The sequence below is a fragment of the Pseudovibrio sp. M1P-2-3 genome (assembly GCF_031501865.1).
Classification (GTDB): Bacteria; Pseudomonadota; Alphaproteobacteria; order Rhizobiales; family Stappiaceae; genus Pseudovibrio; species Pseudovibrio corallicola.
Map to the genome: position 1 here is coordinate 988,239 of NZ_JARRCW010000001.1, position 17,288 is coordinate 1,005,526.

At 50.8% G+C, this 17,288-nt stretch carries 10 protein-coding genes; 6 read left to right on the top strand and 4 right to left on the bottom strand.

The window, feature by feature from the left end; all coding sequences use genetic code 11:
• Positions 1-13 precede the first annotated feature (13 nt).
• Together dgcA and dgcN are read right to left on the bottom strand one after the other, a co-directional pair.
• Positions 14-997, bottom strand: coding sequence for an N-acetyl-D-Glu racemase DgcA (gene dgcA, locus P6574_RS04515; RefSeq protein WP_310619193.1), 984 nt, complete (start codon positions 995-997; stop codon positions 14-16).
• Positions 994-2,007, bottom strand: a complete 1,014-nt coding sequence (gene dgcN, locus P6574_RS04520) for an N-acetyltransferase DgcN (RefSeq protein ID WP_310619194.1) — start codon at positions 2,005-2,007, stop codon at positions 994-996. Before dgcN ends, dgcA begins: the two co-directional genes overlap by 4 nt.
• A gap of 112 nt (positions 2,008-2,119) precedes the next feature.
• Between dgcN and P6574_RS04525 the strand changes: the two genes are divergently transcribed.
• The 6 genes from P6574_RS04525 to P6574_RS04550 all read left to right on the top strand — a co-directional run bounded on the left by P6574_RS04525 (position 2,120) and on the right by P6574_RS04550 (position 8,109).
• A complete protein-coding gene (locus P6574_RS04525) occupies positions 2,120-3,268 on the top strand; it encodes an ABC transporter permease (RefSeq protein WP_310619195.1) in 1,149 nt (382 codons plus the stop codon).
• A 2-nt stretch (positions 3,269-3,270) separates the two neighbouring features.
• Positions 3,271-4,038, top strand: a complete 768-nt coding sequence (locus P6574_RS04530; protein ID WP_310619196.1) for an ABC transporter ATP-binding protein — start codon at positions 3,271-3,273, stop codon at positions 4,036-4,038.
• Positions 4,039-4,050: 12 nt separating this feature from the next.
• Positions 4,051-5,991: an MlaD family protein gene (locus tag P6574_RS04535; RefSeq protein WP_310619197.1), complete on the top strand. Its 1,941-nt coding sequence runs from the start codon at positions 4,051-4,053 to the stop codon at positions 5,989-5,991.
• 77 nt (positions 5,992-6,068) lie between these two features.
• Positions 6,069-6,659 carry an ABC-type transport auxiliary lipoprotein family protein gene (locus P6574_RS04540; RefSeq protein WP_310619198.1) on the top strand — a complete coding sequence of 197 codons (591 nt, stop codon included), beginning with the start codon at positions 6,069-6,071 and terminating at the stop codon, positions 6,657-6,659.
• Positions 6,660-6,769: 110 nt separating this feature from the next.
• Positions 6,770-7,348 carry an RNA polymerase sigma factor SigZ gene (gene sigZ, locus P6574_RS04545; protein ID WP_310619199.1) on the top strand — a complete coding sequence of 193 codons (579 nt, stop codon included), beginning with the start codon at positions 6,770-6,772 and terminating at the stop codon, positions 7,346-7,348.
• A gap of 59 nt (positions 7,349-7,407) precedes the next feature.
• The gene (locus P6574_RS04550; RefSeq protein WP_310619200.1) at positions 7,408-8,109 is read left to right on the top strand and encodes a glutathione S-transferase family protein; all 702 of its coding nucleotides are present in this window, start codon (positions 7,408-7,410) and stop codon (positions 8,107-8,109) included.
• A gap of 57 nt (positions 8,110-8,166) precedes the next feature.
• Here the strand turns inward: P6574_RS04550 and P6574_RS04555 are convergent, their stop codons facing one another.
• Both P6574_RS04555 and P6574_RS04560 read right to left on the bottom strand, forming a co-directional pair.
• The gene (locus P6574_RS04555; RefSeq protein WP_310619201.1) at positions 8,167-8,919 is read right to left on the bottom strand and encodes a transporter substrate-binding domain-containing protein; all 753 of its coding nucleotides are present in this window, start codon (positions 8,917-8,919) and stop codon (positions 8,167-8,169) included.
• Between the two features lie 190 nt (positions 8,920-9,109).
• The gene (locus P6574_RS04560; RefSeq protein ID WP_310619202.1) at positions 9,110-17,074 is read right to left on the bottom strand and encodes an apolipoprotein A-IV repeat region-like domain-containing protein; all 7,965 of its coding nucleotides are present in this window, start codon (positions 17,072-17,074) and stop codon (positions 9,110-9,112) included.
• Positions 17,075-17,288 lie beyond the last annotated feature (214 nt).

Consider the following 17,288-nt stretch of genomic DNA (forward strand, 5'->3'; position numbering starts at 1 on the left):
TGATGCACCTCACTTACCCCCACAGATGCGGGGAAGGGGGATGCATCAGGCTTCCTTCAAAGTGGAAGCCATTGGCTCTGTCTTCGCTCAGTAGTAAAGGGCCATCAAGGTCCACATAATCAGCTTTCTGTGCAAGCATAAATGCAGGGGCCATAGCCAGAGAGGAGCCCAGCATACAGCCCACCATGGTAGTAAAGCCCATAGATTTTGCATCGGCCATCAGCTTGAGTGCTTCGGTAAGACCTCCGGTTTTATCCAGTTTGATGTTTACTGCAGAGTACCGGCTTTTGAGCATGGGTAAATCAGCGGATGTATGCAGGCTTTCATCGGCACAAATTGGCACCAAATGTTCTATGTTCGCCAGAATATGGTCCTCTCCAGCCGGAAGAGGCTGCTCTATAAGGCCAACTCCGGCCTCCTGACAGGCCCGCATGTTTTCATGAAGGGTTTGTTCGCACCAAGCCTCATTGGCGTCCACGATCAAGTTGCTTTTGGGGGCAGCGCTGCGAACAGCTTTTATGCGCTCGCCATCATCATCTCCGGCCAGTTTAACTTTAAGCAATGGCCGGTGGGCAGCTTTAGCCGCATCCTCGCCCATTTTCTGAGGAGAGCCAACCGAAATGGTAAAAGCAGTTACAACAGGCTTAAGGGGATCAAGACCGAGAAGCGAGGCGACGCTGGTGCCGCTTTGCTTGGCTTGAAGGTCCCACAATGCAGCGTCCAGTGCAAAGCGTGCGGCACCAGCCGGCATTAGCTCTTGCAACGACAAACGACCAAGGCCACTGGAGAGTTTGGAGGCCATATTCTGGATTGAAGCGCAAACTCCCTCAACACTTTCTCCATAGCGGGGATAGGGAATGCATTCCCCGTAGCCTCTGTAAGGGCCCTCGGAGAGGGTAACTTCTACCACATGCGCATGGGTACGGCGGCCGCGCGCTATAGCGAACCCGCCAGCTATATGAAATTCTCGTGGTTTAACGTTTAATTTCAAGGTCATGTTGGTCCAAATTCCTTGGTCAAAATATCAATAAAAGGCTCTACGCCGTAGCGCAGGGGATCTGTGATTGGCAGAGATAATTCATGGTGGAGGCTGAGCAGGTAATCCTGTGCACTCTCTTCCTCTAAATTTTCAGTATTAACAGAAATGCCAATACACTTGATCAAAGGGTTTGTAAGCTTCCCATGAAGGAGTGTTGCATCAATAATTTGCCGAACAGTGGGTACTGGGGTGGATACCCCGCGCATGGTACGCCGTGTCGGTTCATGACATACGATAAACGCATCGGGCTGGGTGCCATGGAGAAGGCCAAGGCTAACGCCTGCGAACGAGGGGTGATAAAGAGAACCTTGTCCCTCAACAATATACCAGTGATTGGAGCAGGCATCCGGTGTCAGCCACTCCGCTGCACCCGATAAAAAGTCGGATACAACTGCATCCAGCGCCAAGCCCTGTCCGGCAATAAGAATTCCCGTTTGTCCGGTTGCAACAAAGTCCGCATCATGCCCACGCTCGCGCAAGGCGGCTTCAAGAGCAAGAGCTGTGAACTTTTTTCCGGTTGAACAATCGGTCCCGACAGTCAGAAGACGTCTTCCCCTACGCTTTTCTCCCTTTCCCGTTTCAAAAGTGCGTTCACAGTGGCGTAAATTGAAGAGTTGCCGGTTATTGCGTTTGGCTGCCTCCTCAATTCTTGGAGTTTCTTCTAGTTTAACGTGTAGACCACTGGCGACATTGAGGCCTGCATCCAGAGCTTCGACCACCGTTTCAATCCAGTGATCAGGCAAAAATCCCCCTGCATTCACGCAGCCTATCACGAGGGTTTTTGCCTCTTTGCTTACTGCCTCCCTAAGAGTGATATCCGGGAACCCCGTATCAGCTTTACATCCCGTTAAGCGCAGCTGCCCCACACACCAGTGGGGGCGCCATTGCACCACTCCTTGAGCAGTTTTTATGGCGAGGTTGTCTTGGGCATCACCAAGAAAAAGAAGGAAAGGCGGTTTAATTTGCATATTCAAATCCCCAGAATTAACGGAGGGAGGAGCGGCTTCACTGGACCTTACGGTACTTGACACGTTATAGGGTAGATAACTTCGAGGGTACAAGGGGCATAGGATTCGAAAGATGGATGTTCACGTCCTGCCAGATCGACCAGATGCCACACTCATGCAGCAGGCAGAAAAAAATGTGATTGCACTATCCGGCGGTTGGGTGGTTGCATGGGGAGAAGTTTGCGAGGCTCTGGTCAACAGGTTCACAGCCTTGGACCCTGGAAAGGATCTGGTCTTAGATCTGTCCAAAGTCTCTTTGATTGATACCTCGGGAGCATGGCTGTTCAACCGGTTGGTGCATTTGGGTAAAGAGCGGGGCTGCACTGTCGAGATCTCGGGGGCAAATCCCAAATACCTTGAATTGATGAAGGCCATCAGCAAAGCGGAAGGCCAGATCTTTATCCAGCCGAAAAAGCGTCTGGGTTTCGTTGATATGCTGGAAATACTGGGGCAACGAACCCGCAGTGCTGCACTGGATTTTGTAAGCCTTATTTCTATTCTTGGGGGACTTGCAACTGTTCTTGTCGCAGTTCTTGCCAAACCAAGCCGCATCAGGCCAGTCTCCATAGCGGTGCAGTTCCAGCGCTGCTGCATTGGGGCTGTCCCGATTATCATGCTGATGAGCTTTTTGATTGGCGGCATTATAGCCCAGCAGGGTGGGTTTTACCTCAAACAGTTTGGGGCGGATATCTTTGTCGTAGACTTGAGCGGTATTCTGGTCCTACGAGAAATTGGGGTGATCTTGACCGCTATTATGGTGGCAGGCCGCTCCGGTTCGGCTTTTACAGCAGAACTAGGCTCCATGAAAATGCGAGAAGAAATCGACGCATTGCGAACCATGGGGCTAAGAGTGACAGAAGTCTTGGTTTTACCCCGTCTTTTGGCATTAATGGTTGGACTGCCCATACTGGTTTTTCTTGCAAATATTGCCGCTCTTATCGGGGCTGGGCTGGTATGCTGGTGGTATTTGGGCATCACACCAACCTCCTATATGACACAGTTGCAAATTGCCATAACTCCAGAAACTCTGATGGTCGGGTTGGTCAAAGCCCCCTTTATGGCTCTCATCATCGGCCTGATTGCGTGCATAGAAGGCATGAAAACTGATGGCTCCTCGGAATCGCTGGGCATCCACACCACCTTGTCCGTGGTAAAGGCAATCTTCCTCGTGATTGTGGTCGATGGGGCGTTTGCGATCTTCTTCGCTTCCGTGGGAGTGTGAGGATGAACAAAGTACCACAGGACATTATCCTGCAGGCTAAAGATGTTACCGTCGGGTTTGGAAATAAAATTGTTCTCGATAAATTAAATCTTCAAGTCTTTCGAGGTGAAATTCTTGGGTTTGTTGGAGGTTCGGGGCAGGGAAAGTCTGTCTTGATGCGCACCATCCTTGGCTTGAACCAGAAGCAAGGGGGAACAATTGAGGTATTTGGCGAAGACCTTGGAAAAATCAGCGATCGGCAACGAGCGCTGATTGAGCGTCGTTGGGGTGTGTTGTTCCAGCAAGGCGCGTTGTTTTCATCGCTTACAGTCAAACAGAATATACAGGTTCCCATGCGTGAACATTTGCATCTTTCGCAAGGTTTTATGGATGAACTTGCCCTTTTAAAAATCGAAATGGTTGGCTTGCCGAGAGATTCTGCGGACAAATATCCCTCGGAACTGTCAGGCGGCATGATTAAAAGAGCGTCCCTTGCCAGAGCTTTGTCCCTAGACCCGGAAATTGTATTTCTGGACGAACCAACATCAGGTCTTGATCCGATAGGGGCGGCGGAGTTTGACGCTTTAATCGCCCAGCTCAAGGAAACGTTGGGGCTCACGGTCTATATGGTGACCCATGATCTGGATAGCTTGCATACCGTGTGTGACAGGATTGCTGTTCTTGCAGAAAAGCGGGTTCTGGTGGCCGGTACGATTGATGATATGTTGCGCTGTGAACACCCTTGGGTACAGGCGTACTTTAAAGGCACGCGGGCACTACGGCGGGCGTGAGGAGAAAAGAGCATGGAAACCCGTGCAAATAATATTGCTATTGGGGCATTCGTTCTTGCAGTTGTTGCCGTGGCGTTTGTTTTTGTATTCTGGCTTTTAACCGGTACGGAACGGACCAGCCGCAAAGACATTACGATTGTTTTTCCAGGAGCTGTCACCGGTCTGCCAAAAGGTGGGCAAGTCCTGTTCAATGGGATCAAAGTTGGAGAGGTTTCCGATTTAACCTTTGACCCCCAAAATCCGAAGCTGGTTGTTGCGACTGTTCGGGTTGATGCCCATACGCCCCTGAGACGAGATACCAAAGCTTCCCTCGGATTTACTGGGCTGACTGGCGTCGCCTATGTGGATTTGCATGGTGGATCGGCAAATTCTCCTCCCTTATTTACGGCGGGCTCAAAAAGCAGACCGGTTATTTATGCCAGCCGCTCCCAGTTTGAGGATCTGCTTGAGGGCGCCAAGGAGATTTTACAAAAAACAGATACGACTTTGACGGCCATCGAGAAGGTTGTAACAGCTTCAGCGCCAAAAATTGAAGAAACCATTAGCAACGTAGAGAAGTTCTCAGAGGCTCTTGCCAATAACTCTGAAGGGCTGTCACAATTTATGTCGGGAATTTCTCAAACGGCAAAAGCGATCACGGGGCTTTCTGGCCGTATTGGGGCTCTGGTTCAGCGTGGCGAACAACTGCTTGCACAGGTGCCAGCCAATAAGTTGGGCCAGATCGTGGACAATGTTGATACGCTCACCGCTGAGCTTGCAAAGGCAGCAGAAGAGGCACCGCAAATTGTTGCAGCGGCTCAAGAAACCGCAGATAATTTAATTACCTTTTCGAAGGGGTTAAACTCCAGCTTGAGTGAAGTAGACCGTGTCGTCGGTGCATTGAACCCCGAAGATATAAGTAAGACCGTCAAAGGGGCGGCAGACGTTGCGGGTGTATTGAGCGAGCGCAAGCAGGATATAAGCCAGATGCTGGCCTCCGCTGCCAATGTTACCAAGAATGCGGATACAATCTCGCAAGAGCTGGTGAATAATAAAGAGGCGATCAACACAATTGTAGGAAATGTGCTCAGTGCGTCTGAAGGCATAAAAACGGGTACGGATAACCTCAATAAAGTTATTGCGTCAGTTGACCCTGCCAAAGTCTCCACAATCGTGACAAATGTAGACGACCTGTCTCAAACCTTCGCCGATAAGGGGCAGGCAATTTCAGATGGGATTGATGCAGCGGCTTCTGCTGCCAAAAATATCAACAGTGTTTCGCAAACAGTGGCGAGCAGAAATCAGGATATTGATTTATTCATCTCAAATGCCACACAAATCAGCACAAGTTTGAATGCCGCATCCGCCGACCTTCAGGTGACCATGCAAGATGCCTCGGACTTTTTAGATAGCGCCGAACAGCTGATAAATGCGATAGACCCCCAGAAGGTTGCCAATGTGGTAGGTGCAGCGGAAAAAGTTGCTACCACAATCGCCGGTAAGGCGCCAGAAATAGGCAAAGGGCTGGATGATGCAGCAAAAGCTGCAGGGAACTTCAATCAGATGAGTGCAAATCTGAATGCTCAGACCGCGAATGTGGATGAAATTATTACGCAAGGCAAAGCCATTGCCAAGAATTTGAATGCAGCTTCTGTTCGCGTCAACGGTATTTTGGATAAAGTGGATTCCTTTACAGAAGGGGAGAGCGGTCAGGGGTTGATTAGTGAGGCAACCGCGGCGGCCAAGGCTATCCGCATTACAGCAGACGCCTTTGCAAAACGTGCAGAGCCCATGTCGGAGAACCTGTTGAAGTTCAGCCAACAAGGCAGTTCGGATTTCACTGCGGCCATGCAGCAACTTAGTCGAACTCTTGTTGAAATCCAACGAGCTGTTGCAAACTTCGACAGGAGCCCAAACCGGGTTATCTTCGGCGGATCTGACACACCTGTCTTTAATGGTGCACAGAGGCGCTGATTCTCTTTGATTTTTCTTTAAAAGGCTCCTACTGAGTAAAGGGGCCAATCTCAAATTGAGTCATGTGGACGGTGCACTTGCTGCAAAAATTAAAAATACACGGTGCTTTAGTGCTACTTGCACTGGGAGTGGGGTCTTGCGGTGCCTCCGCCCCAACTGCGTTCTATGACCTTTCAGCTCCGTCCTCTTTAGCTGTGTCTAGCCCTGCGAAAAATGTGCAGCTGCTGGTTCCCCAACCCAAAGCGATACAGGCCCTTGCGGGAAGCTCCATTGCCGTTGCTGAATTAGGTAGGATATATTCCTATTATCCAAAGGTGTCGTGGACGGATACGCTACCCAATGTGTTTCAGGCCAAACTCATTGAGACACTGGAAAATAGCGGGAAGTTTCGAGCTGTTTCCCAGCCCGGTCAGGGGCTTTTGATAGATTATCAACTACAGACCACCATCCGTGCTTTCGAGCTTTACATAGATGGTCAGACACGTGCACATATTGAAATCGCTGCCCGCCTGGTGGACGACAGGGATGGAAGATCCGTTAAGAGCCATTTGTTCACTAGTGATATTCCCACAAAAAACACCAATGTAGATGAAGCTGTTGATGCCATGACAGTGGCAGCCGATGCGGTTATGCGGGAAATCACGGCTTGGGTTCTACAGACCCTATAGGGACTACCAGAGTTTTTTCTTTTACTGCGGTGAGTTGTCAATTTGGCTGCTTGGCCTATCTAATAGGTTAGACGGTTCACATCCCCGCTGGCTGGAAAAAGGTCGCTCACATGCAAGACAAATGTAAAAATGGTGGTGAGTTACCGCTATCCCTCGATGCCATATGGGGCGAGTATCACGCTCGCCTTGCAGCGTTTTTGCATACTAAGGTCTCCAATAAAGCAGATGCCGAAGACTTGCTTCAGGACATAATGCTCAAGTCATACCGCTCTTTGCCATCCATAAGGGAAAATTCATCTATCAAGGCTTGGTTGTTCCAGATCACCAACAATACAATCATTGATTTCTACCGCAAAAAGGGACGTGAAAACCCACTTGTGGCGGAGGATTTATGGTTTGCAGAAGATGAGATCACGGTAGATCAAGAACTTTCCAGATGTGTTGCTCCTTTTATTTCGGCTCTTCCAGAGGATAAGGCTGTTCTTTTGAGAGCAATTGAACTGGAGGGCCATTCTCAAAAGGAATACGCTCGACAGCAAGGAATTGCGTATTCGACACTCAAATCACGCGTACAAAAAGCCCGCGAACAATTAAGGCTGGTTTTTGAGGAGTGTTGCCACTTCTCGTTGGATGCCAGAGGCATGGTTACTGACTTTGAAGCCAAACATGACTCATGCAAAAATTGTTAGTTTGTCGTCCTTTTCTCAAGCCGTTCGTCTAACAGGGTGAAACATGGAAAGGACAGAAAATGATCAAGATAATTAGTTTCAAGATTTGCCCGTTTGTGCAACGGGTGACAGCTCTGCTGGAGGCAAAGGGCCTTGAGTACACGGTTGAATATATCAGCTTGAAGGACAAACCTCAGTGGTTTCTGGAGATCTCTCCCAATGGACAAGTCCCTGTTCTGGTTACGGAAGATGGGACTGCTCTTTTCGAGTCCGAGGCAATTGTTGAATACATTGATGAGATTTCCGAGCCTCTTTACTCAGGTATTTCTAGGGAGCAAAAAGCAATCAATCGGGCATGGGGGTATCTGGCTTCCAAGAACTATCTCGTGCAATGTTCCACAATGCGCAGCCCCACCAAGGACGTTTTGGAAGAACGCAGCGAGAAGTTAAGGAGTGCATTCTTAAAGGTTGAAAAACATCTGGGCAATGACAGGTATTTCTCAGGTAAAACACTGGGGAATGTGGATATTGCTTGGTTGCCGATGCTTCACAGGGCGGACATTATCGAACGCCATAGGGGCTATGATATGCTGGAAGGCCTGCCAAAGGTTAAGGAGTGGCAAGGGTCGGTTCTTGCTAAGGGTCTGGCAGAAAGGTCTGTTTCTGAAGACTTTGAAGAGGCTTTCACCAGCTTTTATCTGAGTGATGAAACTTACTTGGGAAAAGGAAAATGCTGCACGCCTTCTACAGTTGATACATGTAGTGAAGGGACCTGTTGCTAGGGAACCAATGAGTGAATGAGTTCAGGCTGTGAGTATCACAGCTTGAATTTTTCAAATTCACTTGGCAACCTTGTTGTGTTTTTGAAGCCAAGTGTTGAATTGCTGCAGCAACTCTGCCTCATCCTTGCGAAACATGAAGGCCTTTTCTGAATGGGTGAAAAGCTTCCGGGAGCGCAGGCCACACAGACTAGGATTTATGCGGGTCACATAATCCACTTCAATTGAATCTGTAAACATGACATCAGCTTTTTTATTTGTCAGGTAGGTAAAGGGGAGGGAGTTGTTGGCTACAACAATTAGGGTGGCGTTCTTGATATGTGTGCGTGCAAAGATCTCATTGGTCCCCCCACGATTTTCGACAATGCGAACATCTTCTTGATCAATATCGGTGAAATCCAGAAAGCGGGATTGGTCGGAACAGCGCATCAAGGCTGTCTTTCCAAAAGTGGCAATTGGTGCTGAAAACAGAAACAATTTCGCACGCCGCTTAGTTGTGGTAATGCCGCCCACTGCCATTTGAAAACGGCCCTTGGCCAGATCTGAAGACAAGTCCGGCCATGTGGTTTTTACAAATTTGAGTTTATAGTTTTCGTCCTTGGCAAAGCTTTGGACGAGGTCAATGGATGACCCTGTGAACCGCTCGTTTTTTTCGTCATACCAAGTCAAAGGTGCGTAATCGCCCGTTGTTCCAACGAACAGTATTTTTGAAGCCTGTGCCTGAAGGCAGCTAAAAACAAAGGCAAGTACAATCAGGAGAATACGGGAGGTTGTTAGTGTGGGCTCATTTTTTCGTGCGCTGCGCGTTGCCATAGTGTCCCTCTCACAGAGGCTGTTCACTCTGAGAGTTTACTGAAATAAACTTACAATTGGGTAACTGGGATTAGGACAGGGGCATATTGGGAATAGCAGTGCCGTTCAAATACAGTCCTGCAAACATCATAAAAAGGGCGAGGTCCTTCAGAACCTCGCCTCCTTAAAGCTATGATATACTTCAGACTACCTATTCGAAACGGCCACTGGCGTGGGCAAGCATGGTGTAAACTTTGCCGGTATCGGATGTGAGGTAGGTTTGTCCCAGTGACTGGTCTGAACCATTACGGGACACTTGTGATAGAAGCTGCTCAAAGTCCAGAATGTAACGTTCGACAGCTGAGCGGAACTCTGGGTCACGCTTATATTTTTGATGGATTTCATCAAATGTTTGCTGGCCCTGTAGCGTATACAGGCGACGTGTAAATACGTCTCGTTCACCGCGTTTGTAGCGCTCCCAAAGATCAACAAAGGTCTCATGATCCACTGCTCGGGCGATATCCATGCTCAATGAGTTGAGAGACTCCACCATATGCTGAGGAGTTCTTTGCTGGTTCAGCGGAGCACGGTCGTCGTTTTGGGATTGCCCATCATCGTCGGATGCCCGCTTGAGAAGATCACTCACCCAGCCACGGCTTTGCGCGGGTGCAGGTTGACGGCGTGGTTCCGGCTGTGGCCGTGCCGCTGTCCGGCTTGGGCGAACATCTGATACGCTCGACAAAGGCGGTGTCGGCTCGCTTTGAGTAGGGCGGCGGTAAGGTGTCGCCGCACTTTGCGGCGCCGCAGGTGCCGGAACCGGTGTCGGCTGAGCCAGAGTACCAGTGTTGCTGGCAGTTGAAACGTCCAGACTTGCAGATTGTTTTGCAACAATATTGGACAGCTCACCCAGTGCCTTCACTTGTTCATTGACAACTTTGCGAAGAGCTGCAGAGGACTGTTCTGCCTCTTCCGGCAGGGCCAACAGTCCTGCGCTCAACTCTGTGCGTGTTGCTTCAAGCTCTTGGTGCACATCACGGGCTACCTCACGCATGCGTGTGGTGGCCTCAGTAAAGCGGTTTGTGGCCTCCGTTACAGTGCGCTGCATTTCGCTCATGATGTCATCTTGAGCCATACGTACAGCGTCGCGAGCCTTCTGTCCTTCCATTCCGGCAGTCATCCGCATGCTCTCAAACTGCTCGGTGACAGATTTGGTTGCAGCCTCAGCCGCAGCCTTGAGCATCGCGGAAACTTCGCGGGCCTTGTCATCGGCAACTTCAAGCGTATCGCCCAGAGTAACTGTGTAGTTGGACATGAGAGTTTCAACAGACTCTGTCTTCTTGATGAGAGTATCGGCAATCAGTTCGATTGCCATGCGCCGTTCACCAAGACGGGTATCCACAGAGTTATTGGCGTCTTCAAGCGACTGGACAGCCCCCACTAGCATGCGGCTCTGGTCGTCCATGCGGTTTGTAATATGGGCCGCATCTGCAAGGATGTTGCTGGTTGTGTCCTTGAGGACCCCAACCTGACTCTCAATTGCGTTGCTGGCAGCAGCTGTTTCAGAAACGGCTCTTTCAATAGCCCCTTTGAACTCAACAGCACGAGCAGAAAGGTTGGTTTCAACCTCACTCAGATTTTCATTGGACGTGGAAAGCACATCGCGCAGTGTTCCATTGGCTGTATTCAGGCGCATGAGAACTTCGGAGATATCTTTCTCCATCCGCTCTTTGGTGCCGTGTAGTACGGTGACCGCCAGACTGGAGCGGTCCTCAATGGTATTTCCAATACTATCAATCGTCATGGCCAGATTACGGCTGGCTTCGCTTCCTTGCTGGGTAAAGACTTCAGCAGCCTCCTGACCTTTGAGGGTAATCACTTCAAGTAGGCCGGTCAGGTCGCTTTCAATACGTGCGAGAGAACCTTCGATCTGGGAGGACGCACTACTGCTGCGCTCGTCAATAGCATCCGTTATGCGTGTTCCAGCTTCGATAATGGAGCGGGTGGCTTCCAGACCATTGCGAGCAAAGGCTTCCGCAACTTCTGTTCCCTTTACGGTCACAGCCTGAAGGATCGCATTTTGAACTTCGTTCACGCGACCTGTCAGATCATTTGCCCGCATTTCGATAGCATTGATAAGCTCTGTGCCATCGCTTCCGATGATATTGGAAAGTTCTGCAGAACGTGCTCCGAAGGCTTCATTAAGGTTATCAGCCTTTTGTAGCAGCTCATCGGCAACCGCGCGGCCCCGCTCTGATAGCATACCTGCAGCTTCCTCGATAACAGCAGAAACGCGGTTGCGAACATCGTCGGTCTCGCCTGCCAGAAGGTTGCGTACATCCTCTACGGAGTCAGCAAGAACGCGTTTGGCGCGGGAGCTTTCGGCTGTCAGCTTTCCGGAGATTTCAGCAACAGTATTGTTGAGATCTTCGCGAACCTTATTGCTTTCACCTGTGAGCTGACCGGACATTTCCGCAAGTGTTGCCGCATACAGGGTGCGGGCATTTTCGCTTTCAACGGCCAATGTTTGCGCAGCCTGAGCAACTGTGCCCAGAACCATTTCACGTACGCTTTCGCTTTCTTCCGTCAAACTGCCGCGAATTGAAGACAGCGCTTCAGTGACAGCTTTCGCAGCTTCAGTACCTTCACCTTGCAAACTCTCGCGGGCCTCAGATACGGAGCTCGTAACAATCTCCTGCAGACGCTCACCTTCTTTCGTCAAGGCTCCTGTCAGCTGCGCCATACCGTCTGTTACAGTTTCCTCGGTACGCATGCGCTCTTCCGCAAGGCGAGAGGCAGCCTGTCCAACAACGTCAATAATCAGTTCGCGAATACGCAGGCTTTCATCGCCCAGAGTTGCTGTCGCATCGGACATGGCACCTACGAGGGCCTGTGTTGCTTTTTCGCCTTCACCGGTCAGTTTAGAGGAAATGGCCTCAAGACGTTCATTGAGAAGGTTTTCAAGTGTGACAGCGCGGGTATCCAGAGTTTCTGCAACTTCGAACACTCTAGCGCCCAACGACACATTAATTTCCGCGACACGCTCCGACAGGGCGTCTGTAAGCTCTTTGGACTGTTTGACCAACACATTACCGGCTTCGCCAAGGCGGCCATCGAGAGCTTCAGCCATTTCGCTTTGCCCCTCGTTGAAGGCTTTCGCGATTTCGCGAGTACGGGCAACGAGGGTTTCACTGATCTGGCGGGCGCGGGCATCCAGGGCCTGGTCAATGCGCTCGGTTCCGGTGGAAATGGAGGTTGCAAGGTGGTCGGCGCGGTCAGTAATGACAGTCGCGGCAGCATCCACTTTCTCGCCAACGGTCTCGTCAAAGCTGGAAAGACTACCGGCAATTGTCTTCTCAATTGCCTCACTGCGTTCCACAAGAACGTCGCCGATCTTCTCTGCGCGGCCAGTCAGTCTTTCTCCAACTTCCTCCACGCGTTCTGTGAGGTTTACGGCAATTATGTCCGTTCTGTCCTCGAGAATTTTGGAGATGGATTGAGACTTTTCTTCCAAAGTTGTCGCAAGAAGGTTTGTACCGTCCTCGACAGCTGCGGATAGAGCTCCGGTTTTGCTTTCAATGGTTTCTGTCAGGGCCGTGGCACGGCCGTCAAAGGCTGTCTCGAATGTGGTCGTACGATCGGCCAGAGTGTGATCGAGCTGTTCGATGCGCGTATCGAAAGATGCTGTGATTTTCTGGCTACGCAGATCAATAGCCTCAACCAGTTGAGCGCCATTTTCACCCACCACCTGTTCAAGCTGGTTCAGGTGGGTGGCAAGGCCCTCGTTCAAGGAGCGGCCACGGACTTCGATTGTCTCTGAGATCAAATCACCGATCTCGGACAGATCACCCGTTACGCGTTCACCGCGGGCACCAATCAGGTGGGCAAGGTCTGTACCTGTGTCTGCAAGCTTGGAGGCCAGCTCCTGTGTTCGCTCGTTCAGTGCGAAGGTCACATCGGTTGTGGCTGTAGCAATTGCCACGCGGAACTGGTCTGTCTGCTCGCCAATGAGGCCAACCACCTGCGCACCGCGCTTGGAGATTGCCCCGTCAAGGGCCGAGCCGCCTACAATAATGCTCTCATGAATCTGACCACTGACGGTTTCCAGACGATCCGCAAGGCCGCTGCCACCAACAATAATTGTTTCACTAAGGGACTTGGTTGTTTCTTCAAGAGAGGTGGAAATCTCGTGTCCACGTGTTGCCATATTCTCTACTAGTGCTTCTCCGGCACCGCGCAGAGACTGGGAAACCTCTGAGGAACGTGCGGAAAGCACTTCAATGAAATCAGAGGCTTGTGAGGCAATGGACTCGTTGATTTCGCGTCCGTGCTGGGCAATGCCGTCGGCTGCTTGTGCCCCGGTCTCGCGCAAAGTGTTGTCCAGATAGGTCACACGTTCGTCGACTGTACCAATCAGCTCTTCAGTGCGAGCCGAGATTGTATCAATTAAGCGGCCACTGGTGAGAGACAGATTTGCACTGATTTCCTCACTCCGGGCAAGGACCTCGCCAGAAAGCTTGCCGCTTGCATCGCTAAAGTGTGTCGTAACACCGTTAATGGTTGTTTCAAGGGTCGAGTGAAGCTGCTCGTTGGCGTTGCCGAACTCACCTCGCATACGCTCAAGGGAGCCGGTCAGCGTATCGCTGAGCTGTTGGTTTGCTTCACTGACGCTTTTCGCGATTTTGTCGGTTCCGCCGCTCAAGGTGGTGTTCAGCTGCAGGTTCGCCCGGCTGATTTCACCTGTCACCGAAACGGTTGTTTGCATCAAGGCTTCTGCCAGTTGGCCACTGGATCCGCCAAGGGTCTCGTTGAATTGCTCAATACCTGTTGTCAGCACCTGCGTAATAGACTGGTTAGCCTCATGAATCTGGCTGCTGACAATCTCACTGGAGGTGGAAACTGTTTCACTCAGCTTCTGGCTAGTAACGTCCACTTTGTCTGTGAAGTTTGTCAGGCTGTCGGTGAGGGTTGTGGTGAGCTGCCCGTTTGCCGCTTCGAACTGTTGGGTAACAGTTGATGTAGCGGAAATGATGTGCTCAGAAATCTGTGCGCCGGAATTGTTGACGTTTTCAGAAAATGCCAGCAGGCCGGAGCTTAAGGTTGTGTTCAACTCGCTGTTGGCACTATCGAAGCGCTCAGATACTGTTGATGTTGCCGCCAGAACCTGATCGGTGATTTGATCACTGGACACCTTAACAGTATCGGTAAATCTTGTAAGACCTTGATCGAGTGTATCATTAAGCTGAGTACTTGCTGTATCAAAGCGGCCAGAAACAACCGAAGTTGCTTCGATGATCTGCTCTGAAATCTGCGAGCTGGAGATATTCACAGTGTCAGCGAAGGAAACCATACCGTCTTGCAGCGTTGCTGTGAGCGTGCTGTTGGCATGAACAAAGCGATCTGTAACAGTGCTTGTTGCCTCCACAATCTGCTCGGAAATCTGCGAGCTGGAAACATTCACAGTTTCATTGAAGGTCGCCATGCCGTTCAGCAGCGATTCTGCCATGTTGTTGTTTGCATGATCAATGCTTTGGCTGACAGCAGATGAGACTTCAGTGATCTTCTCAGAAATCTGGTTGCCGGAGGCGCTCACTGTGTCTGTAAACGTGGCCATGCCGTTTTGCAGTGTTGCGCTGAGAGAACTGTTGGCATGGTCGAAGCGTTCAGCAACGGAAGTGGTTGCCTCGATAATCTGCTCGGAGATTTGAGAGCTGGAAACATTCACTGTTTCAGTAAAGGTTTCCATTCCGCCTTGCAGCGAAGTTGTCAGACTGGTGTTTGCAAGGTCGATACGCTCGCTCACAGTGGAAGAAACTTCGTTCAGTCTGTCAAAAATCTGGCTGCTTGAAACACTCACCGTTTCAGTAAAGGTTTCCATTCCGCCTTGCAGCGAAGTTGTCAGACTGGTGTTTGCAAGGTCGATACGCTCGCTTACAGTGGAAGAAACTTCGTTCAGTCTATCAAAGATCTGGCTGCTTGAAACATTCACGGTTTCAGTGAAGGTTTCCATTCCGCCTTGCAGCGAAGTTGTCAGACTGCTGTTTGCAAGGTCAATACGCTCGCTCACAGTGGAGGAAACCTCGTTCAGCCTGTCAAAGATCTGGTTGCTTGAAACGTTCACCGTGTCGGTAAAGGTTGCCATGCCGTCTTGCAGTGAACTTGTCAGGCTGGTGTTAGCGTGATCAATGCGGCTGCTTACAGCCGAGGACACTTCGGTGATCTTCTCAAAAATTTGGCTGCTTGAAACATTTACGGTGTCTGTAAACGTCGTCATTCCTGTTTCAAGAGTACTGGAGAGGTTGCTGTTTGCAGCCTCAAACTGTCCTGTGACGCTGGAGGTTGTTTCAACGATCTGCTCCGCAATCTGGTTGCCAGATGCGCTTACCCGATCAGTAAACAGGGACAGGCCTTCATCCAGAGTGCTGTTCAGCTGGGTGTTGGCTTCCTTGAACTCCTGTGTAACCACAGAAGTTGCTTCCACGATTGTGTCGGAAAGTAAGGAGCCGGATGTGCTCACTGCATCTGTGAACATTGTCAGGTTCGTATTCACAGATTCGTTCAGCTGCGTATGAGCCGCAGTGAATTGCGCGGTTGCCTGTGTTGTCGCTGTAACGATTGTATCGCTCAGCTGGGTACTGATCTCGGTGAACTGACCGGTTACAGACGACGCTGTTCCCTCAATGGTGCCTTTCAGGTCCTCACCTTGCTTCAGCAGCGAGGTGTTCATGGCATTGGTTTGTTCAGAAATTGTACGTGAGAGCTCTTCACCGGCAGAGGCCAGTGTTTCGTTCAAGGTGTTGCCTTTACTGGAAAGCAGTTCTGCAATCTCGTTTCCACGCGTTGACAGGCCCTCAATGATTTCACCACCAATTGTGCTCAGAGCGCCGCCAATTTCGGAGCTGCTGGAAGAGAGGGTTGAAATCAGGCTTTCAGAGGTGCCTGCAAGACGGTTGTTAAGCTCGTTACCCCGTTCGGTCAGTCCTTCAACAAACTTGTCTGCTGTTGATGCAAACTGCTTGTTGATGTCGTCTCCATGGGTCTCCAGACGAACGGAAATCTGGTTGCCGGATTTCGTCAGGTCATCCACCAGATTGGAGCCGGTTGATGTGAGGCGCTCGACATAGTCTTCCCCGCGTACGGAAAGGGAGGAGACCAGTTCTGATCCGGCTTCACTGAAGCTGTCAGCAGCTGAGTTGATGCGGGTTTCAACTTTGCCAGACATTTTTTCAAGGGCATCATCAATAGCGTGTGTGAGGCGTTCACGGGCGCTGTCGACAGAGGAGGCGAATTCCTCGGAGGTGCTTGAAAGCTGGGTGGAAAGAGTTTCATGAGAACCGGAAATCGTCTCGCGCACCAGCTCGGCATTGGCTTTGATGGCCTCGCGCTGGCTCACAAGCTCTTCCACGAGACGGCGAATTTTCAGCTCGTTGTCGTGGTAGGAGTTTTCCAATGAGGAAACTTCTTTGTGAATGAGGACTTCCAGCTCGCTTGCACGGGCAATGGCGCGCTCGATGCCATCTCCCATCGCGGAAACTTCGCGCCGGATGGCTTGTCCAACATTCAAGATGCTCTCTTTGGCAACTTCCTCAGGCTCAGCTAGGCGCATGGCAACCTGTGTCATGCTCTGGGCGACATTGCGCATCTCCTGCGCACGCCACAGCATCACAGCCATAATCCAGAAGAAAGCAACAGGGACAAGAATAGCTACAGCAGAGAGCAGGATCTGCGGATTCGTGATCAACTGCTCTAAGGTGGAGCCTTCATTTGAAATGGAGAATGTTTTCCAGCTGAAGAACGAACCAAGGCCTGTCCAGATGATCGACATGGCCAGAGCAAACCAGAAAGGAGCTTTGGACGGTTTGCGCTGCAAGGAGAACATGAGGCTGCCGATGGACTGGCGGTCATCGTTGTGGGCGGCTGGCGGGCGAATGCCACGGTTGCGCCGACGTTGGGCGGAAGACCCTGAACTTGAACCGTCTGCATCGGGCTGTGAGGTGTCACTGCTCTGGTTGGTGTTGGAGGCTTCTGTTGGAACCGTTGCCGGTTCGCCCTTGCCTTTTGCATCCATTCCGAAAAGTGATTCAGCATTTGTTGTGGAGCCAAAATCGTTGGCCAATGCTTCCTCAACTGCCGACAGTGCCACTTCCGACGGAGCTTTCGCCTTCGGGGTGTTTGCCATAATTGTCGCCTCGTGTCCGTACTCTAAACTTCTGACCCGCAAGCATTGGTATTCGCCACCTTTGCTTGAGATATCGGCTCAATGATGGGATCTGAAAAACAGGTGCCGCTGTTGAAAGAGTGTGCCCTAATTTCCGATTGAAACTATCCACCGCATACCGCTCGTCATCTTTAACGATGGGGTTTTGGAGAATTGCTCCCATATTGCCCGATAA